Genomic DNA, 21,224 nt, shown 5'->3' with positions numbered 1-21,224 from the left:
ATCGGATCCTCCGCGCGGAAAGTGTCGGAGCCATCCGAGAGAATGACTCTCGACGGTTACTTCGGCGGTGGGCCGGGCAAGAGGCTCGTGCCGCGGTGACCCAGCTCTGCGCAACGCAGCGCCGACGGTCGAGGGGTGGGAGCACGACATGCAGGTTTGGCCTGGTCACCGGTACCCGCTGGGTGCCACGTACGACGGCACGGGCACGAACTTCGCGATCTTCTCCGAGGGGGCCGAGGCGGTCGAACTGTGCCTGTTCGACCCGTCCGGCAACGAGCGCAAGGTCCAGCTGCACGAGCAGGACGCGTTCGTCTGGCACGCCTACCTGCCCGGGGTCGAGCCGGGGCAGCGCTACGGCTACCGCATGTACGGGCCGTACGACCCGTCCCGGGGGCTGCGCTACAACCCGCACAAGCTGCTGCTCGACCCGTACGCGCGGGCGGTCGACGCCGACATCGACTGGCACCCGTCGCTCTACGCGTACGACATGGAGAATCCCGACCAGATGTCGGATCTCGACTCGGCGCCCTACATGGCCAAGGGCGTGGTCGTGAACCCGTACTTCGACTGGGGCAACGACCGCCGGCCCGACATCCCTTACCACCACTCGGTGATCTACGAGACCCACGTCAAGGGCCTGACCGAGCGGCACCCCGACGTCCCGAAGGACATGCGCGGCTCTTACTCCGCGATCGGCCACCCGGCGATCATCGAGCACCTCAAGAGCCTCGGGGTGACCGCGGTCGAGCTGATGCCGGTCCACCAGTTCGTGCACGACAACCGCCTGCACGACCTGGGCCTGCGCAACTACTGGGGCTACAACACGCTCGGCTTCTTCGCGCCCTACCAGGGCTACTCGTCGACGGGCACGCTCGGCCAGCAGACCCAGGAGTTCCGGGGCATGGTCAAGGCCCTGCACAAGGCGGGCATGGAGGTGATCCTCGACGTCGTCTACAACCACACCGCCGAGGGCAACCATCTCGGGCCGACGCTGTCGCTCAAGGGCATCGACAACCGCACCTACTACCGGCTCGTCGACGATCAACCGCAGTTCTACATGGACTACACCGGCACGGGTAACAGCCTCAACGTGCGCAGCCCGCAGAGCCTCCAGCTGATCATGGATTCGCTGCGCTACTGGGTCACCGAGATGCACGTCGACGGCTTCCGCTTCGACCTCGCGTCGACCCTGGCCCGCGAGTTCTACGACGTCGACCGGCTCTCCACGTTCTTCGAGGTCGTCCAGCAGGATCCCGTGGTCGGCCAGGTCAAGCTGATCGCCGAGCCGTGGGACGTCGGCCCCGGCGGCTACCAGGTCGGCAACTTCCCGCCCAACTGGACCGAGTGGAACGGCAAATACCGCGACACCGTCCGCGATTTCTGGCGGGGCGAACCGGCCACGCTGGCCGAGTTCGCGTCCCGGATCACCGGCTCGGCCGACCTCTACCAGGACGACGGCCGCAAACCGTTCCACTCGATCAACTTCGTCACCGCGCACGACGGGTTCACGCTCAACGACCTGGTCGCCTACAACGACAAGCACAACGACGCCAACGGTGAGGAGAACCGCGACGGCGAGAGCCACAACCGGTCGTGGAACTGCGGCATCGAGGGCCCGACCGACGACCACAAGGTGCTCGAGCTGCGGGCCAAGCAGCGGCGCAACTTCCTGGCCACGCTGATGCTGTCACAGGGCGTGCCGATGATCTCGCACGGCGACGAACTCGGCCGCACCCAGCAGGGCAACAACAACGCGTACTGCCAGGACAACGAACTGGCCTGGATCGACTGGGGCGACGCCGACGAGCAGCTGCTCGAGTTCACCCGCCGGCTCACCGCGTTCCGCCACCGCCACCAGGTGTTCCAGCGGCGGCGCTTCTTCACCGGCCTGCCGGTGACCGCCCGCGGCGGCGGTGACCCCCTGCCCGACCTGGAATGGTTCACCCCCGACGGCCGCCAGATGGCCGGCGACGACTGGGGCAACGACTTCGGGCGCGCGGTGGCCCTGTTCGTCAACGGCGAGGGCATCCGCGAGCGCGGCCAGTACGGCCAGCGCCACGTCGACAGCTCGTTCCTGCTCTTCTTCAACGCGCACGACGCCCCGATCGAATTCGCCACCCCTCCGGCTGAATACGGCGAGAAGTGGGAAAAGGTCATCGAGACGGCCGAGCCGTCGCCGGATCGCCCGGCCGTCGTCGAGGCCGGCCACAAGATCTGGGTGCCCGACCGGTCCCTCATCGTGCTCGACAGGACGGTGTGAATTGCCCCCTTCCGGAACCTACCGAGTCCAGGTCCGCCCCGAGTTCCCGCTGAAGACCACCGCTGAGCTGTCCGACTACCTGGCCGACCTCGGCGTCAGCCACCTCTACACGGCGCCGCTGCTCACCGCGACTCCCGGTTCCGAACACGGCTACGACGTGGTCGACCACTCCCAGGTCAACCCGGCCCTGGGCGGCTCCAACGGACTCCGCGATTTGTCCGATGCGTTGAAGGGCGCCGGTCTGGGCCTGGTGGTCGACATCGTGCCCAACCATGCGGGAATCGCGGTGCCTGCCGCCAATCCGACCTGGTGGGACGTGCTGCGCCGCGGTCAGGCGTCGGAGTTTTCCGATTTCTACGACATCGACTGGTCGCGTGGCCGGTTGCTGATCCCGACCCTGGCCGACTCGCCCGACGCGCTCGACGACCTGCGCGTCGAGGACGGCGAGCTGCGCTACTTCGACAAGCGGTTCCCGATCGCCGACGGCACCGGCGAGGGCACCCCGCGCGAGGTGCACGACCGCCAGCACTACGAGCTGGTCAACTGGACCCGCGGCGACAGCGAGCTCAACTACCGCCGGTTCTTCGCCATCGTCGACCTGGCCGGCCTGCGCGTCGAGGACCCCAAGGTGTTCGACGCCACCCACGCCGAGATCCTGCGCTGGGTCGACGAGGGCCTGGTCCAGGGCATCCGCATCGACCACCCCGACGGCCTGCGCGACCCCGGCGCCTACTTCGAACGGCTGCACCGCGCCGCCCCCGACACCTGGCTCGTGGTCGAGAAGATCCTCGAACCGGGCGAGAAGATGCCGGACTGGCCGGTCGCCGGCACCACCGGCTACGACGCGCTGGCCGAGGTCGGCGGCGTCTTCGTCGACACCGGCACCGAGGCCTTCTTCGACACCCTGCAACATCACCTGACCGGTGGTGAGACGTCCTGGCAAGACCTGGTGCACGAGACCAAGCTGCACGCCGCCACCGTCCTGCTCGCGGCCGAACTGGCCCGCATGGCCCGGCTCGCCCCCGAGATCGAGGCCGCCCCGCGGGCCCTGGCCGAACTGGCCGCGTGCTTCCCGGTCTACCGCTCCTACCTGCCCTTCGGCTCGCGCCACCTGGCCCGGGCCCGGTCCGAGGCGGGCCGCCGGCGCCCTCAGCTGATCCCGGTGCTCGACCAGGTCCTCGCCCGGTTGCGCAACCCCGACGACGAACTGGCGGCCCGGTTCCAGCAGTTCACCGGCGCCGTCATGGCCAAGGGCGTCGAAGACACCGCGTTCTACCGCTGGACCAGGTTCACCGCCCGCAACGAGGTCGGCAACGACCCGGCCGACTTCGGCGTCACCCCCGACAACTTCCACGACGCCAACGACGAGCGCCGCCGCCACTGGCCCGACGCGATGACCACCCTCTCGACCCACGACACCAAGCGCAGCGAGGACGTGCGGGCGCGGCTCGCCGTCCTGTCCGAGGTGCCCGGCGACTGGACCGAGGTGGTGCGCCGCTGGGTTCGCGCCGCGCCGCTGCCCGACCCGGCGCTGGCCCACCTGGTGTGGCAGGCAGCGGTGGGTGCGTGGCCGATCTCGCGGGAGAGGCTCCAGGCGTACGCGTTGAAGGCGGCCAAAGAGGCGGCCAACGCCACGAGCTGGACCAAGCCCGACGAGGGCTTCGAGGCGGCCCTGCGCACCATGGTCGATCGCATCTACGACGACCCGGCCCTGAACAGCGAGGTGGCCGGCTTCGCCGAGTCGATCACGCCGCCCGGCTGGTCCAACTCGCTCGGCCAGAAACTCGTGCAGCTGACCATGCCCGGCGTCCCCGACGTCTACCAGGGCACCGAGCTGTGGGACTTCTCGCTGGTCGACCCGGACAACCGCCGCCCGGTCGACTTCGCCGCCCGCCGCGAGCTGCTGGCCCGCCTCGACGACGGCTGGCTGCCCCCGGTCGACGAGACCGGCGCGGCCAAACTGCTCGTCACCAGCCGCGCCCTGCGCCTGCGCCGGCAGCGCCCCGAACTGTTCGGCGGCTACCGCCCGGTCTTCGGCGAGGGCCGGTGCGGCGAGCACGTCCTCGGCTTCGACCGCGGCGGCGCCGTGACGATCACCACCCGGCTCCCGGTCGGATTGTCACGCCACAGCGGCTGGGGCGACACCGCAGTGTCACTCGACGGCCACAGCTGGACGGAAGTGTTCACCAATACCAGCTACGGCGGGAACCGCCTCTCGGTGGCCGAACTCCTGCGTACCTACCCCGTCGCACTCCTGGTGAAAGAGAAATGACGCTCTTCGAAGTGTGGGCTCCGGACAAGACCGTGCGACTGCGGGTCGCGGGGGAGGACCGGCCGATGGAACGCGGTCAGGACGGCTGGTGGCGGCTCGACGTGCCGTCGGCCGCGCCCGGCGCCGACTACGCGTACCTGCTGGACGGCCACGCCCGCCCCGACCCGCGCTCACCCTGGCAGCCCGACGGAGTGCACGGCCCCAGCCGCGTCTACGACCACGACGCGTACGCCTGGAACGACCAGAGCTGGACGGGCAAGCAGTTGCCGGGTTCGGTGCTGTACGAGATGCACGTCGGCACGTTCACGGCCGAGGGCACCTTCGACGCCGCCATCGGCAAACTCGACCACCTCGTCGAGCTCGGCATCGACCTGGTCGAACTGCTGCCCGTCAACTCGTTCAACGGCGAATACAACTGGGGCTACGACGGCGTCGCCTGGTACGCGCCCCACGAGGCGTACGGCGGCCCCGACGGCCTGAAGCGCTTCGTCGACGCCGCGCACAACAAGGGCCTCGGCGTGGTGCTGGACGTCGTCTACAACCACTTCGGCCCCAGCGGCGCCTACGCCCCCATGTTCGCCCCCTACCTGAGCGCCGCCGGCACCAACCCGTGGGGCGACTCGATCAACCTGGACGGCCCCGGCTCGGGCGAGGTGCGCCGCTACATCATCGACAACGTCCTGATGTGGCTGCGCGACTACCACGTCGACGGCTTGCGCCTCGACGCCGTGCACGCCCTGGCCGACCACTCGGCGATCCACCTGCTCGAACAGATGGCCACCGAGGTCGAGACCCTGTCGGCCCACGTCAACCGCCCCCTGTCCCTGATCGCCGAGTCCGACCTGAACGACCCGAAGCTGATCACCCCCAGGGAAGCCGGCGGCTACGGCCTGAACGCCCAGTGGGACGACGACATCCACCACGCGCTGCACGCCACCCTGACCGGCGAACGCCAGGGCTACTACGGCGACTTCGGTTCCCTGGAATGTCTGGAGACGGTGCTGACCAGCGCCTTCTACCACGCCAACACGTGGTCGAGCTTCCGTGGCCGCCGACACGGACGCCCGGTCGACCGAGCGAAGACGCCGGGTCACCGCTTCGTGGCGTTCCTGCAGGACCACGACCAGATCGGCAACCGAGCCATCGGCGACCGCATTTCGGCCACGCTGTCCCCCGGCCTGCTCAAGGTAGGGGCGACGCTGCTGCTCACCTCACCGTTCACGCCGATGCTCTTCATGGGCGAAGAATGGGCGGCCAGCAGCCCCTGGCAGTTCTTCACCAGCCACCCCGAACCAGAACTGGCAGCGGCGGTCAAGAACGGCCGCCGACGCGAATTCGCCTCCCACGGCTGGGCCGAAGCCGAAGTGCCGGACCCGCAGGACCCGGAGACGTTCCTCCGATCGAAGTTGAATTGGGACGAGAAAGCAAAACCGGAGCATGCGGAAATCCTGGATCTGTACAAGAAGTTGATCGCGCTGCGCCGCAGTCGGCCGGAATTGACTGATCCTTGGCTGGATAAAGTCGAGGTGTGGCAGGGCGATCAGCATTTGGTAATGCGCCGGGGGTCGACTGCTGTGGCGGTCAACCTGGCCGGGGTTGCCCAGACTGTCTCTTTGCGCGACGTGCCGTCCAGGGTGTTGCTGGCTACTTCTTCTGAAGGTGTTGTGTTGCAGCGGGATCGGGTTGAGTTGCCTGCTGAGAGTGCTGTTGTTGTTGCTTTTCGGGGTTAAGGACGCGGATTTCTTGCGCTGGGACGGCTGAGGCCGAGGGTGACCATGCTGGGCTGATGAAGCGCACGCCCTGCATGGTCACCCTCGGCCTCAGCCTTGCCTGGGGTTCACCTTGCGGTTCGTTGTGGTCGGTGCTTCTCTGATTGCATGGCTGAGCTGGGGAACCCGTGCGGCTTGGTGGTCTGGCTTCCGCTCTGTGGTTAAGCCGGGCCTTTTTCTCACTCAGGCCGGGCTTTGTGGTGGGGCGCGCGTTCGCACCGTGCCGGTTGCGCTTTGCGGTGGGTAACGGAGAGGTGGGCGGGCTCCGTATTTGGGGGGTGGCTTTCAGGTGCGCGGCTTTGCAGTTGGTGCGAAGCCGGGGGTCTTGAGACGGTGGATTCTTCGCTGTCAGGTGCAACAGACGTGGTCGTAGCCGGAGCGCGGGACGGCGTGGGCGGACATCGGCTCTGCCCGCCGGTCGGGTGCAACTGGATTGGTTGCAGCCAGCGCGCCGGACGGGCCGAGCGGACATCGTTTCTGCCCGCCGTTCAGGTGCAGCTGGAGTGGTAGCTGCCGGCGTGGGACGGGCCGGCTGGGCCTTGCCTGTGTTCGCAGATGCCGTCGGGGTGGTACGTCTGTCCGCGAGCGGTGTGGCGAGGGCGGGGTTGGGGTTTTTCTTATCAGGGTGAGTTCTGGCTTGGGTGATCTCCGGGCGACGGCAGTCCGCAGCTCATCGTGAGGAGGGGGAGGGTGCAAGCGCTCTTTGCTTGCGGCCTCCCCCTCCTTGCGATTCGCTTTGACGCCGTTGACCGGAGATCACCCAAGCCCTCCAGCGTGACCATCGCCGGAGTGCATCTCCAGCGATGGCTGGGGGTCTGGGGGCGAAGTCCCCAGGATCTTCACCCACGAGGTGCGCGAGCGAGGAACTCGGGGGACTGGCTGCGTGGGTGAAAGGTCAAAACATCCGGGTCCAGGCTCACTGCTGCCGATGCGCTCGACCTTCGTGATGCGATAAACGTTCCGCTTCGAGGACAACGGCGGCGATCAGTGCGCAGGGTCGTCAACGCCGAAGCCATCCTGCCGAGAGCTCGGGAGGCTGGGATCACGGCGGCGTTCAGCGGTGGGCGGCGGTTCGTTCGACTGCGGATGGGGCTGGTTCGGCGGGCTGGGCGCCGCGCCATCGCTGACTCAGGCGGTAGGCCAGGGCTCGGGAGCTGTGGACGAAGCCGGTCGGGTGGAGGTCGGGGGCGGTGTGGCGGACCGGGTCGAAGGCAAGGGCGGCGTCCTCGTCGGCGGAGAGCGCGGACCCGAAGCTGACCCGCCCGAAGGCGCGGTCGTCGGCGGACAGCAGTAGGGAGCCGTCATCGAAGCCGGTCAGGGTTCGGCCCAGGGGTGATTCCGGGCGAGCGCTCAGGTAGACCTTGCGGCGTGTCCCCGTCCGGTAGGCGAGGATCGAGCCGTAGAACGTGTCGAATGTGCGCCGTGGTGCGGGCAGGTGCCGGGTGAAACGGCCTTCACCCGCCGTCGAGAACAACAGGTCGAGTGGGTGCTCGCCCTCGACCCGGACCGCCACTCCGCGGATGTCGGGTCGACCGCCGCGGGTGCCTATGCCTTTGGAGATCCGGACGACGGCGGAGTGCCGGCCCGGGCGGTCGAGCAGGTCGGCGCCTTGGGTGGGGCCCGTGCCCCAGACGACGAGCTCGCCGGGGAAGGAGCGGCCGTCCGGGTGGAGGAAGCGCCGATGACGCGACCGCACCACGCGAACACTGATCGCCGCAGCACCGAGGACAGCACCTTTCATGGCCATCGGACTACCCGGAACGGGCGGGTGAAACCCGACAGGGTGCTACAGCCGTGACATTCATGCGGCACGATTGGCGGCCATGAGTTCCGATCGCAGCGGGGTGACCGGCCGTTTCACGTGGCCGGTGCGACGGCGTACGCCACCAGGTCCGGAAGGCACGGCCGAGGACATCGCCGTGCAGGATCTGGCCGAGCGCGAGGCTGCCGAGCAGCGGCTGCCCCCGCCGGAGCCGGAGCCGTTGATCGAGCCGCCGCGCTTCAACCTGGCCGCGTTCCGGCTGGCCGCGCTCGGGCTGGCCATCGTGCTCGCCTTGGCGCTGGCGATGGTGAGGCTCTTCGTCGGTGGGCCACCGTCCGTGGCCGACCTCCGGGATCAGGCCGGCATCGTGTCGTGGACGGAGCTGCCGATCGGGGTCAAGGACGATCAGCCCGGCCTGGCGCTCCGGGACAAGAACGGGCGGTGGAGCGGCTTCGACGTCGACATCGCGTACATGATCGCGGAGGATCTAGGGTTCCGGCGGTCGGAGGTTCGGTTCTACTCGATCGAGAGTGAGGACCGTCCGCGCATGCAGGCCACTGCGGCCGACGGCGCCCGGGTGCCGGTCAAACTGGTGATCGCCAGCTTCAGTATCACCCCGAAACGTATCGCCGAAGGTGTGCGGTTCTCGGCGCCCTACCTCTACACCGAGCAGTCGGTGCTGACGATGAAGGGCAGCATTCCGAAGGTGTCCTCGATCGCTGACCTGCGCGGTAAGCGGGTCTGTTCGATCTCGGCCTCGACGAGCCTGGACGCCCCTGAGGACGAGAAGGCGGTCGTCGTGCCGCGTAACAAGATCAGCGAGTGCATCGCCGACCTGCGCGCGGGCCGGGTGCAGGCGGTCACGACCGACGCCGCCATCCTGGCCGGGTTCAAGGACCGTACGCCGGACGACTTCGACCACTGGGACGTCGGGCTCGACCCGACCGAGCGGTACGGCATCAACGTCGGTGAGAACCCGGCGTTGCAGAAGCTGGTCGATCTGACGCTCTACCGCTCGTACACCGACCCGAAGGATTCCCGGTGGGAGGAGGCCTACGACCGCAACCTCCAGTCCGAGGTGGACAAGAACGGCAAGGCGCCGATTGCCGTCGCCGAGCAGCCACGGGTGACTCGGCCGGCCATCCGGGAGCAGCCGTGGGAGGACGTGTTCGGTGAGTGAGAACAGCATCTACGTCAAGGGTGGGCCGATCCCCGCGCGGCGTCGTCGAGCGCAGCTCAACTACCTGCTCACCATCCTGCCCGCGTTCCCGCTCGTGCTGCTGGTGCTGCGGCTCTGGTATCTGAGCCGGCAGGATCTGCCGACGATGTTGCTGCTGGTGCAGTACATCTCGCCGCTCGGCATGATCAGTGCGCTCTTCATCACGCTGATCTGGAGTGTGCCGGCGGTCGTGCTGGTGCTGCGGCTGCTCGGCAGCGTGCTGCTCGTGAGCGCGCCCGAGGACGCCGGCCGGTCGCTGCTCGCGGTGACCGCGTTGCGCATGCCGGACTGGGTGGTGCTGCTCGCCGCCATGCTGGCCGCGTTCACGTGGCAGCTGCGGTTGCTGCCCCTGCTCGGCATGCTGATCGTGGCGATCCTCGGGCTCACCGCCGTGCAGCGTTTTCACACCGAGCGCTGGCTGATGGCGTGGATCACCATCGGCGTACCGGTGCTGGTTGGGGTCCTTGTTCTTGTTTTTGTGTGGCCGGGGATCGTGCAGGCGTTCCGGCTCGGGGAGACGTCGACGGCGCTGCTGCTGGGGCTGCCTCCGTTGTTCGGGCCGCTGCTGACCGGGCCGGTGCCGGCGCGGGCGGCGAGATTGGTGACGCACTGGCCGGCGGTGGGGGCGGCCTTGCTCGCGCCGTTGGCCATCGGGGTCGTCTTCCTGCGGGCTCCGGTGTTGCCGAACAGCGCGGTGGAGGTGGGCGAGGCGGGCAAACCGGCTCATGTTTTACGCGGACAGCTGATCGCCGTAGACGACACCTCGACGACGGTGCTCGAAGATGGTGGACTGGTGAGGTTCATCCCCAATGATCAGGTGCGTTCCAAGACTCTCTGCCCCGAACCGGTGCGGCCGCCCGACAGCGCCGTCGCGGTCCGCGGGTGGGCGGTGACCGACTCCGCTCTGTCCTGGATCGCACCGACACGCCGCGTGACGGAGGTCGATCCACGATGCCTCGGGCGACCACTGAGCCCCAGCTAGCACGCTTTTCCGGCGAAACGCCGCGGACCGCGTGCAGACAGGGTTGCGATGATCTGGGAAGCTGCACGCCATGACCTTGCACCTGCGGTGGGCCGCCGGCACCGATCAAGGACATGTCCGGAGCAACAACGAGGACTGTTACTACGCCGGTGACCGCCTCCTCGTCGTCGCCGACGGCATGGGTGGAATGGCCGCCGGTGACCTGGCCAGCCGACTCGCCATCGAGTCGATGTCGGCGCTCGACGTGCCGATCGACAACGACCACCAGATGGATGCGCTGCACAAGGCGCTCGAGGTCGCGAACGGCCGGATCGCCGAGCAGGTCGAGGCCGACAACTCGCTGCAGGGCATGGGCACCACGCTCACGGCGGTGCTGTTCTCGGGCACCCGGGCCGCGATGGCGCACGTCGGTGACTCCCGGGCCTACCTGCTGCGCGAGGGCCGGCTCAACCAGTTGACGAAGGACGACACGTACGTCCAGATGCTCGTCGACCAGGGGCTGATCCGGCCCGACGAGGCCGCCGGCCACCCGCGGCGGTCCGTGGTGACCCGGGTGCTGCAGGGCGAGCCGGTCAGCCCGGCCTACGTGATCGTGGAGCCCGAGGCCGGCGACCGCTGGATGCTGTGCAGCGATGGCCTGACCGCCGTGGTCACCAACGAGACCATCGAGCAGGAGATGCTGGCCGCCGACGACGCCAAGGCGTGCTGCGAGCGGCTGATCGACCTGGCGCTGCGCGGCGGCGGGCCCGACAACGTGACGGTGATTGTCGCCGATCTGACTTCGGTGGACTGAGCACTCAGTGTCGCGCCTGGAGCTGCGGTAGGTTACTCCGGTCGCGGACCGGGGGGCCCGCGGCTCAACTGGGTGGTGATGATGACGGCGCGACTGTTCGTCACGCTGGCGATCGTCCTGGGGGTCACCGCGGCCGGTGAGTTCATCGCGCCGTCGGGCTGGCGTCTGTACGCGGACGCCACGCAGCTGGTCGCGGGGGCGGCCGCGGCGTGGATCTGTTTCGCGGCGGCGCGCCGCCGGGCCGGATTGCAACGGCGGTGGCGGGTGCTCCTCGGCCTCGGGCTCGTCGGCTGGGCGCTGATCCGGCTCTGGTGGCTGGTGCAGGACGTCATGCTGCCCGACCGTCCGGTCACGATGGTGTCCGACGTCGGGTTCTTCCTGCTGCCCGCGGTCCTGTTGATCACGCTGCTGCAGGCCCCGTACACCCGGCCCCGGCCGGTGCCGACCTCGGCCCGCCGCGACCAGCTCGCCCTGATGCTCGACAGTGTGCTGATCGCGGGTTCGCTGCTGGCGCTGGTCTGGTCGGTGGTGCCGCGCGACTGGTTCCACTGGTCCGGGCAGCCGACCGGGCTGATCGTGGCCGCCGCCGGGTACGCCATCAGCGACCTGGTGCTGGCCACCATGGTGCTGTTGCTGCTGCTCACCCGGCCCGACTCGCGGGCCGCGCGGCGGCCGCTGGCGCTGGGCGGGCTGGCCCTGGTCGCGTTCGGTTTCAGCGACACGTTGCGGCTCGTGCAGCTGGCCGGTGGGCCGCTGTCGCCGTGGGCGTCGGCCGGGCATCTGCTGGGCCCGGCGCTGCTGGCCGTGGCCGCGCTGTCGTCCCGGCCGGCTGACCCGCCGGTCCCGGCCGACGCGGGGGAGCGCGAGTGGTTGCACCTGCTGCTTCCGTACGTGCCGGTGACCGCGACCGGCGTGATGATCGCGATCAACAGCGGGGCCGGCAAGCCGCTGTCGCCGTTCGAGGCGTACCTGGGCTGGCTCGGCCTGGGGCTGGTCGTGGCCCGCCAGATGTTCACGATCGTCGACAACACGGTGCTGCTCGACCGCGTGTCCGAGGGCCAGCGCCGGCTGCATCACCAGGCCTACCACGATCCGCTGACCGGCCTGGCCAACCGGGCGCTGTTCCGCGAGCGGCTGACCGGGGCCCTGGGCGAGCGGCCGGTGGCGGTGCTCTTCGCCGACCTGGACGACTTCAAGCTCATCAACGACAGCTTCGGGCACGCCATGGGCGACCGGGTGCTGCACGCCATCGCCGAGCGTATGCAGCGCTGCGTGTCGCCGGACGACCTGGTGGCGCGGCTGGGCGGCGACGAGTTCGCGGTGCTGCTCGACCACTCGCCGGCCGAGGCGGAACCGACCGGCCACCGCATCCTGGCCGCGCTGCGCGAACCGTTCGTGATCGACGGCCACACGGTCGGCGTCGGCGCCAGCATCGGCCTGGTCGTGCCCGAACGGGGCGAGCCGATGACGGCCGACGCACTGCTGCGCCGGGCCGACGCCGCGATGTACGCCAGCAAGCGCCGCGGCAAGGGCGCGATGGCCCGGTACGCCGGCACGAACGACGGCGGCCCCCACGCCGACCTGCCGCACCTGCTGGCCCAGGCCCTGGCCTCGGGGAACCCCGCGGCGGCCGGGTTCGAGGTCTTCTACCAGCCGATCGTGCGCTTCACCGACGGCGCGACGGTGGCGGTGGAGGCCCTGGCCCGCTGGACGTCCCCGGTGGCCGGCCCGGTGCACCCCGACGTCTTCGTGTCGGTGGCCGAACGCACGGGCCTGGTCGCCGCGATCGACGACTTCGTGCTCGAACAGGCCTGCACGGACGCGGCCGCGCTGGCGCTGATCTACGGCCGCCCCATCGACATGCACGTGAACGTCTCGGCCGCCCGCCTGAGCCAGACCGGCCTGGAAGAGTCGGTGATCACCGCCCTGTCGCGCACCGGCATGCCCGCGTCCCGGCTGGTCATCGAGATCACCGAGACCCGCCGCATCCAGGACCTGGCGGCGGCCGCGGCCGTGGTGGAACGCTTGCGCTCCTACGGCGTACGGATAGCCCTGGACGACTTCGGCAGCGGTTTCAACGCATTGGCGCAGTTGCACTCGCTGCCGGTCGACATCGTGAAGCTCGACGCGACCCTGACCGACGTCGACATCGCCCCCGACCGGGCCGGCGCGCTGTGCCGCTCGGTGCTGACCATCTGCACCGACCTGGACATCGTCGTGGTGGCCGAGGGCATCGAGACGCCGTCCCGGGCCCACGCGCTGGCCGAACTTGGCTGCCAGGTCGGTCAGGGTTACTTGTTCGGCCAGCCCGGCCCCCTGCACCGCCTGCAGCCCCCGATGATCCCGGTGCAGCCCGCGGGCCCGTCCTCAGCCGCCCACCTGGCCAACTGAGTCAGCGCGAGCGGGGTTTGGTGCGGCGGGTCGGTTCGGCGGTGGTCGGGTCTTCCGGCCAGGGGTGGCGGGGGTAGCGGCCGCGCAGCTCGGCTCGCACCTGGGGGTAGCCCTGCGCCCAGAACGATGCCAGGTCGCGGGTGACGGCTACCGGTCGCCCGGCGGGGGAGAGCAGGTGGAGCAGCACGGCGACGCGCCCGTCGCCCAGCCTCGGGGCGTCGCGCCACCCGAAGGCCTCTTGCACCTTGACCGCCAGCACCGGTGACTCCGGATCGGAATAGTCGACCCGGACTCGTGACCCGCTTGGCACCGGAAGGCGCTCGGGGGCCACCTCGTCGAGCCGCCCGGCCACCGACCACGGCAGGAGCCGGCGGAGGCCCGGGGCCACGTCGATGCGGCCCAGGTCGGAGCGGCGGCGGGCCGAACCGAACTCGAGCCACTCGTCGGCCCGGTCGAGCAGGGCCTGGTCGGAGACGTCGGGCCAGGGATCGCCCAGCGCGGCATGGGCGAAGGCCAGCCGTTCCCGCAGCTCGACCGCGCCGCGTGACCAGGTCAGCAGTCCGAGCCCTTCGCGCCGGAGGCCCTCGGCCAGGGCCGCGCGCACCAGCTCGCGGTTCGGGTCGGTGATGCGGCGCTCGACCAGCGTGATCGCGCCCAGACGCTGGACCGTGCGGGCCACGACGTCGCCGTCGGCCCACCCGATCTCGGTGGCGTCGGTCAGCAGCGTGGCCGCGGCCTCGATCGCCGTCGCCTCGTCGAGCGGGACCGCGGCCCGCACGCGCGCCGTCCGGGCTCCGGCGGCCCGGTCGGCCGAGGCGATAGCGAGCCATTCGACGCCGGCCAGCCCGCTGCCGCCGGTGAGCTCGGCCGCCGTTCCGCCCGCCATCAGATAGTCGCGGCCGCCGGCCTCGCGCACCCGGGCCACCCGCTCCGGATAGGCCAACCCGATCACCAGCCCTGCCGCCAGATCGTCAGGCAGGTTGCCCGGCCCCGTTCCGGCCGCGCGGGCCCGGCCGCCGCCCGGCCCGTGCCGCCCTCCGCCGCCGGAGTCACGAGCGCCGGGGCCTGCCCCGGAGGACGATCCGCCGGCAGCGGCAGCGGCAGCGGCAGCGGCGTCGGCGTCGGCAGCGGTTGCGGTTGCGGTGTCAGGGGTTGCGGCGTCGGTGTTACCAGCGAGGGCGGGCTCGTCGAGGGCGGCTGCGGTGTCGGTGACGTCGGGGGTGGTTTCGTCGGCCGGGTTGCGGGTGAGGGCGGCCGACAGACGGTTGACCTCGCTGCGCCAGGCCGGGTCGCGGCGGCCGCGGGCCCGGCGCCAGGCGGCGGTGAGGTCGTCGGCCCGGGCGCTGTCGTCGTCGAGCAGCGCGACGATCTCGGCCGCCCGCCGCGACCCGACCAGCGGCGCGCCGTCGAGCAGGGCGCGGGCGAGCCGCGGATGCAGGCCCGCGTCGGCCAGCGCCCGGCCGCGCGGCGTGACCCGGCCGCTGGCGTCGACCGCGCCCAGGTCGCGCAGGGTCGTCACCGCCGCCTGCAGCGCGCCCGGCGGCGGTGGATCGGGCAGGGCCAGCCCGGAGCCGTCGGGATGGCCCCACAGCGCCAGGTCGAGCGCGAACCCGGTGAGGTCGGCCGCGGCGATCTCGGGCTCGGGCTGGGCCGGCAACCGGTCGTGCTGAGCCGGGGACCAGCAGCGGTAGACCCGGCCCGGCGCCTCACGGCCGGCCCGGCCCGCGCGCTGCACGGCCGCGGCCCGCGACACCGGGACCGTGGTCAGCGCGCCGAGGCCGCGGGCGTGATCCATGCGCGGGACCCGGCTGAGCCCCGCGTCGACCACCGCCCGGACCCCGGGGACGGTCAGGCTGCTCTCGGCGACCGCCGTCGACAGCACCACCCGCCGCCGCGGAGCGGCGCGCAGGGCCGCGTCTTGCACCGCGCCCGGCTGGCGCCCATGCAGCGGGATCACCTCGGCCTCGACCCCGGACAGGCGGCCCGCCACCGCGTCGATCTCGCGGGCGCCGGGCAGGAAGACGAGCACGTCACCCTCGCCCTCGCCCAGCGCCCGGCGGGTGGTCGCGGCGACGTGGTCGAGCAGGCGCGGGTCGACCCGCAGACCGAGCGGCGGCGTGATCGGCCCGGTGGGTGGCGCCCAGACCTCGTCGACCGGGAACAGCGGGGCCGTCGCCGTCAGCACCGGGACCGAGCCCAGCACCTCGGACAGCCGGCCCGCGTCGGCCGTGGCCGAGGTGGCCAGCAGCTGCAGGTCGGGACGCAGGGCAGCCCGCGCCTCGACCAGGAAGGCCAGCGCGAGGTCGGTGTCGAGGTGACGCTCGTGGCACTCGTCGAGGATCACGGCGGCCGTGCCCGCCAGCTCGGGGTCGCGCTGAAGACGGCGCACGAGAACGCCGGTGGTGACCACCTCGACCTGGGTGCGGCGGGAGACCTGGCGGTCGCCGCGCACCGTGTAACCGACCCGCTCGCCGGGGCGCTCGCCCAGCAGCGACGCCATGCGCCGGGCCGCGGCCCGGGCGGCCAGTCGTCGGGGCTCGGCCACCACGACCCGGCCGGGCAGGGCCAGCGGCACCAGCGTGGTCTTGCCGGTGCCGGGCGGGGCCACCAGCACCGCCGCGCCCGCGCCGGACAGCGCCTCGCGAACCCGCGGCAGCACCGCACGGATCGGAAGCTCGGGCAGGGCGTCGTCGGCGATCAGCACGGGACCATCCTGGCGCACGGGTCCGACAAAGTCGCCGGACCGGACGGGCGCCTGTGGACATCGCCGGAATGTGGATAACCGAAAACTGTCGGACCGGCATGGCAGGGTTGGCGAAACAGGAAAACGCTACGGTGCTGACTGATACCGGAAGGGGTGCCGATGGACGTGGTCGAGGTGTTCAACTCGCTGCCCGACGCCCGTCTCGAGCCCGATCTGCACGCCTGCTGCGCCGCGCCTGCCTGGGGCGCCGCCGTCCTCGCGAAACGGCCCTACGAGTCGCGGGCCGAGCTGCTGGCCGCGGCCGATGCCGCCGCCCGGGCGCTGAGCTGGCCCGAGGTGCTGGCCGGCCTGTCCGCCCACCCGCGCATCGGCGAGCGCGCTGCCGGCAACTCGGCCGAGGCGGCCTGGTCCCGGCGCGAGCAGTCCGCCGCCCAGGGCGCCGACGAGGCCACCCGGGTCGCGCTGATCGAGGCCAACCAGGCGTACGAGAAAAGGTTCGGCCATGTCTTTCTGATCTTCGCGAGCGGCCGTACGCAGGGCGAGATCCTGGCCGCCGCGCGGGAACGTCTGACTAATGACGAGGCGACCGAACGCCCGATTGTCACCGACCAGCTGCGCCGGATCGCGCTGCTGCGACTCGAGCGGGTGCTCGATGCCCTCTGACGACGGCACCGCGCCCGCGTTCCACGCCAAGATCTCGACCCACATCCTCGACACGGTGAACGGTGAGCCCGCCAGCGATGTTTATGTGCGGTTGGAGCGACGCGACTCGCAGGGTTGGGGGACGATCGCCGAGGGGCGCACGGACGACGACGGGCGGCTGCGCTACCGGGTGCCGATGCACGACTGGCAGGCGGGCGGCTACCGGCTGTCCTTCTACGTCGAGCCCTACCTGGGCGCCGACTGCTTCTTCCCGGAGATCACGGTCGCCTTCCACGTCCGCGACCCCGAGCGGCACTACCACGTGCCGCTGCTGCTCAGCCGCTACGGATACACGACCTATCGAGGGAGCTGAACGCGCGTGGCGATCGTGCTCGGAGAAAACCGTTACGGCAAGGCCGAGGTGCGGCTGGTCCGTGTCTCCCGCGACGGCGAGACGCACACGCTGGCCGATCTCAACGTCAGCGTCGCGCTCTCGGGCGACCTGGCCGCGACCCACCTGACCGGCGACAACGCGGGCGTGTTGCCCACCGACACCATGAAGAACACGGTGTACGCCTTCGCCAAGGAGCCCGGGGTCGGCGAGCCCGAGGAGTTCGCGCTACTGCTGGCCCGGCACTTCGTCGAGACCCACACGCAGATCCGCGCGGCCCGGGTCGGCATCGAGTCGTTCGGCTGGGAACGGCTCGGGCCGCATTCGTTCCGGCGCCAGGGCGACCACACGCGTACGGCCGAGGTCACCGTCACCGTCGAGCAGACCCAGGTGGTGAGCGGCGTCTCCGGCCTGACCCTGCTCAACGCGACCGACTCGGAGTTCCACGGGTACGCGCAGGACCGCTACACGACCCTGCCCGAGACCACCGACCGCATCCTGGCCACCGCGGTCGACGCCCGGTGGCGGCATCTGCGCGACGACACCGACTGGGCCAAGTCCTTCCCGGCCGCGGTCGAGGCGCTGACCGGCGCGTTCGTCGACACCTACAGCTATTCGCTGCAGCAGACGCTGTACGCGATGGGCAGCCGGGTGCTGACCGAACTGCCCGAGGTGGCCGAGATCAGGCTGGCGCTGCCCAACAAGCACCACTACCTGGTCGACCTGTCACCTTTCGAGCTGTCCAACCACAACGAGGTCTTCATCGCCGGCGACCGGCCGTACGGGCTGATCGAAGGCACTGTGACCCGCGACGACGTCCCCCCGGCGATAACGGAGTGGTACCCGTGATCATCATCGAGAACGTCGCCGTGGCTACGGTCGACGACTCGGACAGCTATCACGCTGACGGTCATGTGGTGGTCGGCGACGACGGCCGGATCGCGGCGGTGGGTGCGGGTACGGCTCCCACGGCAGAGGGCCGGCGCGTCAACGGCGCGGGCTGCCTGGTCACGCCCGGATTGATCAACACTCATCACCACCTCTACCAGTGGGCGACCCGGGGCCTGGCCGTCGACGAGACGCTGTTCGGGTGGCTGCGGACGCTGTATCCGATCTGGGGCCGGCTCGACGCCGAGGTCGTCGGCGCGGCGGCCGGGGCCGGGCTGGGCTGGCTGGCGCTGTCCGGCTGCACCACGTCGATGGACCACCACTACGTCTTCCCGCGCGACGGCGGTGACGTGCTCGAGGCCGAGATCGAGGCGGCCCGGCGCGTCGGCCTGCGTTTCCACCCCACCCGCGGCTCGATGGACCTGGGGCAGAAGGACGGCGGCCTACCGCCCGACAACATCGTCGAGAGCACCGACGAGGCCCTGATCGCCACCGAGAAGGCCATCGACCGCTGGCACGACCCGTCACCCGACGCCATGCTGCAGATCGCCGTGGCGCCGTGCTCGCCGTTCTCGGTCACCGAGCGCCTCATGAGCGAGGCGGCGCAACTGGCCCGACGCAAGGGCGTCCGGCTGCACACGCACTTGGCCGAGACCGACGACGAGGAAGACTTCTGCCGCGAGCGGTTCGGCTGCACGCCGACCGAGTACGCCGAGCGGCTGGGCTGGCTCGGCGACGACGTGTGGCTGGCCCACGGTGTCCACCTGGACGACTCGGCGATCGCCAAGCTGGGCGCGACCGGCACCGGGGTGGCGCACTGCCCGAGTTCGAACGCCAGGCTCGGCGCGGGCGCGGCCCGGGTGCGCGAACTGCTCGACCACCGGGTGCCGGTCGGCCTCGGGGTCGACGGCTCGGCTTCGCAAGAGGCGAGTCACCTGGGGGAGGAACTGCGGCAGGCGCTCTACACGGCCCGCACCCGGGGTGGCCCGGGTGCGCTGAATGCCCGTGAGTCGTTGCGACTGGGCACGATGGGCGGCGCCCGGTGTCTGGGGCGGCAGGACGATCTCGGTTCGATCGAGGCCGGCAAGCTGGCCGACCTGGTGGTGTGGCGGCTCGACGGGCTCGGCCACGCGGGGATCGAGGATCGGTTGGCCGCGCTGGTGTTGGGCCCGGCCGCGCCGGTCGAGCTGGCCCTGGTCGGCGGGCGCCCGGTGGTGGAACGGGGCGAGCTGGTGCACGCCGACGCGGAAACGCTGGCGCGCGAGGCGGCCCGGGCCCACCGGCGTCTGATGGACAAGGCGCGTCACGCGTAGCGACCGGGCGGCCGCTCAGCGGATTTAAGAAACACTTAAGAAAAATTCCCCCGAAAAGCGTTATCGAGAATAGGAATTGCGGCTACCTGCGGCGCTTGGGAATGCCATTCCTAATTCTTTCTCCGCGGATTGAATCAAGTCTCTGACCTGTGCATACTCCTGGTGAAACTGCCCCCACCGGTTCACCAGAACGGCAGAGACGAGAGATTTAGAAATGCGGACGGATCCCCTCCACGTCGCCCCGCCCAACCCCAAGACCCGGCGCCGCGTGACCCGCGTCGTCCTGGCCTCGGCCGTCGCCGTCGCGCTCGGCGGCAGTGGCGTCTACATCGCCACCGCGAACGCGGCCGAGACCGTCGTGCCCGGCCGCCTGCAGGCCGAGGCATTCTCGGCCCAGTCCGGCGCCCAGACCGAGAACACCGGTGACCAGGACGGCGGCAAGAACGTCGGCTGGCTCGCCAACGGTGACTGGCTGCGCTACGACAACGTGAGCATCGGCAGCACGGTCACGGCCCGGATCGCGTCGGACAACTCCGCCGGCGGCTCGATCGAGCTGCGCGTCGGTTCGCAGACCGGAACCCTGCTCACCACCATCCCCGTGGCCAGGACCGGTGGCTGGCAGAAGTGGGTCACCAAGACGGCCACCGTGAAGGCCCCGGCCGGCAAGCAGAAGCTCTTCGCCGTACTGAAGAGCAAGCAGGGCAGTGACTTCGTCAACATCAACTGGTTCACGCTGGGCGCGACGGCCACGACCACGCCGCCCACGACCACGCCGCCCACGACGAAGCCGACGACCGCCCCGACCACGAAGCCGCCGGCGACCACCACGCCCACCTCACCGCCGGCCACCGGCGCCGGCTGGGTCGTGATGGACCAGGCCAAGTGGAAGGCCCAGGTCGCCGAGTTCAACGCGATGAAGATGAAGCCGGTCACCGGCAACCCGGTGCGGGTGGCCGAGTTCAACGCCTCGTGCAAGGTGAGCCACGCGCTGGCCGACGACCCGATCGTGCTGCCGGGCCTGCCGGGCGGCTCGCACATGCACTCGTTCCTGGGCAACAAGTCGACCGACGCGTTCACCACGACCGACACGCTGCTCAAGAACACCGGTTCCAGCTGCAAGCCGGACGAGGACCACTCGTCGTACTGGATCCCGAGTCTCTACGAGAACGGCCAGAAGGTCGAACCGCACGGTGTCACCGTCTACTACGGCTCGCGTCTGCCCGACTCGACCAGGACCATGCCGCTGCCGCAGGGCTTCCGGATGGTCGTCGGCGACGCCAAGCGCCAGGTGGCCACACCGAAGGGCGCCAACGGCCAGTTCTGGTGCGCCGGCGCCGGTGGCGAGATCGGCCGCAGCGCCGACGGCAACTGGCCGGTCTGTGCCAAGACTGCCGAGCTAACCTTCCACCTGACCTTCCCGGACTGCTGGGACGGCGTGCACCTGGACAGCCCCGACCACAAGTCGCACACCGGCGGGGCCGACTCGTCCGGCAAGTGCAGCGGCAAGTTCCCGGTGGCCATCCCGTCGATCGCCTTCGTGATCGGCTATCCGACCTCGGGTTCCAGCGCCGGCTTCAAGCTGAGCTCGGGCAACGCCAGCTCGATGCACGGCGATGCGTTCCTCGCCTGGGAGGACGCCGCTCTCGGCCACCGGGTCAAGGACTGCCTGGTCCAGAAGGCCAAGTGCGACACGTACGGCAACTTCTGATCGCGAGTGCGGGCACGGCCACCAGTCCCCAACCGTGACCGCACTCGTCCACCGGTGGGGGGCCCCCCCCCCGCCCCCCCGGGGGGGGGGCCCCCCGGGGGGGGGGAGGGGGGGGGGGGGCGGGGGCCCC

At 70.5% G+C, this 21,224-nt stretch carries 14 protein-coding genes; 12 read left to right on the top strand and 2 right to left on the bottom strand.

Annotated elements, in window-relative coordinates; all coding sequences use genetic code 11:
• Positions 1-148 precede the first annotated feature (148 nt).
• The 3 genes from glgX to treZ are packed head-to-tail and all read left to right on the top strand — an operon-like array spanning position 149 to position 6,262.
• Entirely contained in the window at positions 149-2,260 is a 2,112-nt protein-coding gene (gene glgX / locus M1L60_RS20920) for a glycogen debranching protein GlgX (RefSeq protein WP_253239149.1), read from the top strand.
• 1 nt (position 2,261) lies between these two features.
• Positions 2,262-4,532 carry a malto-oligosyltrehalose synthase gene (gene treY, locus M1L60_RS20915; RefSeq protein ID WP_253239148.1) on the top strand — a complete coding sequence of 757 codons (2,271 nt, stop codon included), beginning with the start codon at positions 2,262-2,264 and terminating at the stop codon, positions 4,530-4,532.
• Entirely contained in the window at positions 4,529-6,262 is a 1,734-nt protein-coding gene (gene treZ / locus M1L60_RS20910) for a malto-oligosyltrehalose trehalohydrolase (protein WP_253239147.1), read from the top strand. Before treY ends, treZ begins: the two co-directional genes overlap by 4 nt.
• 1,093 nt (positions 6,263-7,355) lie before the next feature.
• On the opposite strand, the gene M1L60_RS20905 is transcribed toward treZ, so the two are convergent.
• On the bottom strand, positions 7,356-8,042 hold the full coding sequence (locus tag M1L60_RS20905; RefSeq protein ID WP_253239146.1) for a hypothetical protein: 687 nt from the start codon (positions 8,040-8,042) through the stop codon (positions 7,356-7,358).
• Positions 8,043-8,124: 82 nt separating this feature from the next.
• Between M1L60_RS20905 and M1L60_RS20900 the strand changes: the two genes are divergently transcribed.
• The 4 genes from M1L60_RS20900 (at position 8,125) to M1L60_RS20885 (ending at position 13,448) form a co-directional block, all read left to right on the top strand.
• Entirely contained in the window at positions 8,125-9,243 is a 1,119-nt protein-coding gene (locus M1L60_RS20900; protein ID WP_253239145.1) for a transporter substrate-binding domain-containing protein, read from the top strand.
• Positions 9,236-10,264 carry a hypothetical protein gene (locus M1L60_RS20895; RefSeq protein ID WP_253239144.1) on the top strand — a complete coding sequence of 343 codons (1,029 nt, stop codon included), beginning with the start codon at positions 9,236-9,238 and terminating at the stop codon, positions 10,262-10,264. The genes M1L60_RS20900 and M1L60_RS20895 overlap by 8 nt, the downstream gene beginning before the upstream one ends.
• Positions 10,265-10,334: 70 nt before the next feature.
• Entirely contained in the window at positions 10,335-11,057 is a 723-nt protein-coding gene (locus M1L60_RS20890) for a PP2C family protein-serine/threonine phosphatase (protein ID WP_253239143.1), read from the top strand.
• Positions 11,058-11,138: 81 nt separating this feature from the next.
• Complete coding sequence (locus M1L60_RS20885) at positions 11,139-13,448, top strand: putative bifunctional diguanylate cyclase/phosphodiesterase (protein WP_253239142.1); 2,310 nt, start codon at positions 11,139-11,141, stop codon at positions 13,446-13,448.
• A 1-nt stretch (position 13,449) separates the two neighbouring features.
• On the opposite strand, the gene M1L60_RS20880 is transcribed toward M1L60_RS20885, so the two are convergent.
• On the bottom strand, positions 13,450-16,146 hold the full coding sequence (locus tag M1L60_RS20880; protein WP_253239334.1) for an ATP-dependent RNA helicase: 2,697 nt from the start codon (positions 16,144-16,146) through the stop codon (positions 13,450-13,452).
• A gap of 165 nt (positions 16,147-16,311) precedes the next feature.
• Here M1L60_RS20880 and uraD point away from each other — a divergent pair, with 165 nt between their 5' ends.
• The 5 genes from uraD to M1L60_RS20855 all read left to right on the top strand — a co-directional run bounded on the left by uraD (position 16,312) and on the right by M1L60_RS20855 (position 21,094).
• Positions 16,312-16,815: a 2-oxo-4-hydroxy-4-carboxy-5-ureidoimidazoline decarboxylase gene (gene uraD / locus M1L60_RS20875; RefSeq protein ID WP_253239141.1), complete on the top strand. Its 504-nt coding sequence runs from the start codon at positions 16,312-16,314 to the stop codon at positions 16,813-16,815.
• On the top strand, positions 16,805-17,167 hold the full coding sequence (uraH, locus tag M1L60_RS20870; RefSeq protein WP_253239140.1) for a hydroxyisourate hydrolase: 363 nt from the start codon (positions 16,805-16,807) through the stop codon (positions 17,165-17,167). The genes uraD and uraH overlap by 11 nt, the downstream gene beginning before the upstream one ends.
• A 6-nt stretch (positions 17,168-17,173) precedes the next feature.
• On the top strand, positions 17,174-18,034 hold the full coding sequence (pucL, locus tag M1L60_RS20865) for a factor-independent urate hydroxylase (protein ID WP_253239139.1): 861 nt from the start codon (positions 17,174-17,176) through the stop codon (positions 18,032-18,034).
• Positions 18,031-19,386 carry an 8-oxoguanine deaminase gene (locus M1L60_RS20860; RefSeq protein ID WP_253239138.1) on the top strand — a complete coding sequence of 452 codons (1,356 nt, stop codon included), beginning with the start codon at positions 18,031-18,033 and terminating at the stop codon, positions 19,384-19,386. The genes pucL and M1L60_RS20860 overlap by 4 nt, the downstream gene beginning before the upstream one ends.
• 214 nt (positions 19,387-19,600) lie before the next feature.
• Entirely contained in the window at positions 19,601-21,094 is a 1,494-nt protein-coding gene (locus M1L60_RS20855; protein ID WP_253239137.1) for a DUF1996 domain-containing protein, read from the top strand.
• Positions 21,095-21,224: the final 130 nt, after the last annotated feature.

This window comes from Paractinoplanes aksuensis, from assembly GCF_024137025.1.
In the GTDB taxonomy this organism is placed as follows: Bacteria; Actinomycetota; Actinomycetes; order Mycobacteriales; family Micromonosporaceae; genus Actinoplanes; species Actinoplanes aksuensis.
The sequence above is the reverse complement of the archived record's forward strand: the minus strand, read 5'-3'. Positions and strand labels throughout refer to the sequence as shown.

Excerpts from the sequence above, each read along its gene's own strand:
- M1L60_RS20855 (WP_253239137.1), top strand. The coding sequence starts at position 19,601 with ATGCGGACGGATCCCCTCCACGTCGCCCCGCCCAACCCCAAGACCCGG.
- uraH (WP_253239140.1), top strand. The coding sequence starts at position 16,805 with ATGCCCTCTGACGACGGCACCGCGCCCGCGTTCCACGCCAAGATCTCG.
- glgX (WP_253239149.1), top strand. The coding sequence starts at position 149 with ATGCAGGTTTGGCCTGGTCACCGGTACCCGCTGGGTGCCACGTACGAC.
- treZ (WP_253239147.1), top strand. The coding sequence starts at position 4,529 with ATGACGCTCTTCGAAGTGTGGGCTCCGGACAAGACCGTGCGACTGCGG.
- M1L60_RS20905 (WP_253239146.1), bottom strand. The coding sequence starts at position 8,042 with ATGAAAGGTGCTGTCCTCGGTGCTGCGGCGATCAGTGTTCGCGTGGTG.
- M1L60_RS20900 (WP_253239145.1), top strand. The coding sequence starts at position 8,125 with ATGAGTTCCGATCGCAGCGGGGTGACCGGCCGTTTCACGTGGCCGGTG.
- M1L60_RS20890 (WP_253239143.1), top strand. The coding sequence starts at position 10,335 with ATGACCTTGCACCTGCGGTGGGCCGCCGGCACCGATCAAGGACATGTC.
- M1L60_RS20885 (WP_253239142.1), top strand. The coding sequence starts at position 11,139 with ATGACGGCGCGACTGTTCGTCACGCTGGCGATCGTCCTGGGGGTCACC.
- uraD (WP_253239141.1), top strand. The coding sequence starts at position 16,312 with ATGGACGTGGTCGAGGTGTTCAACTCGCTGCCCGACGCCCGTCTCGAG.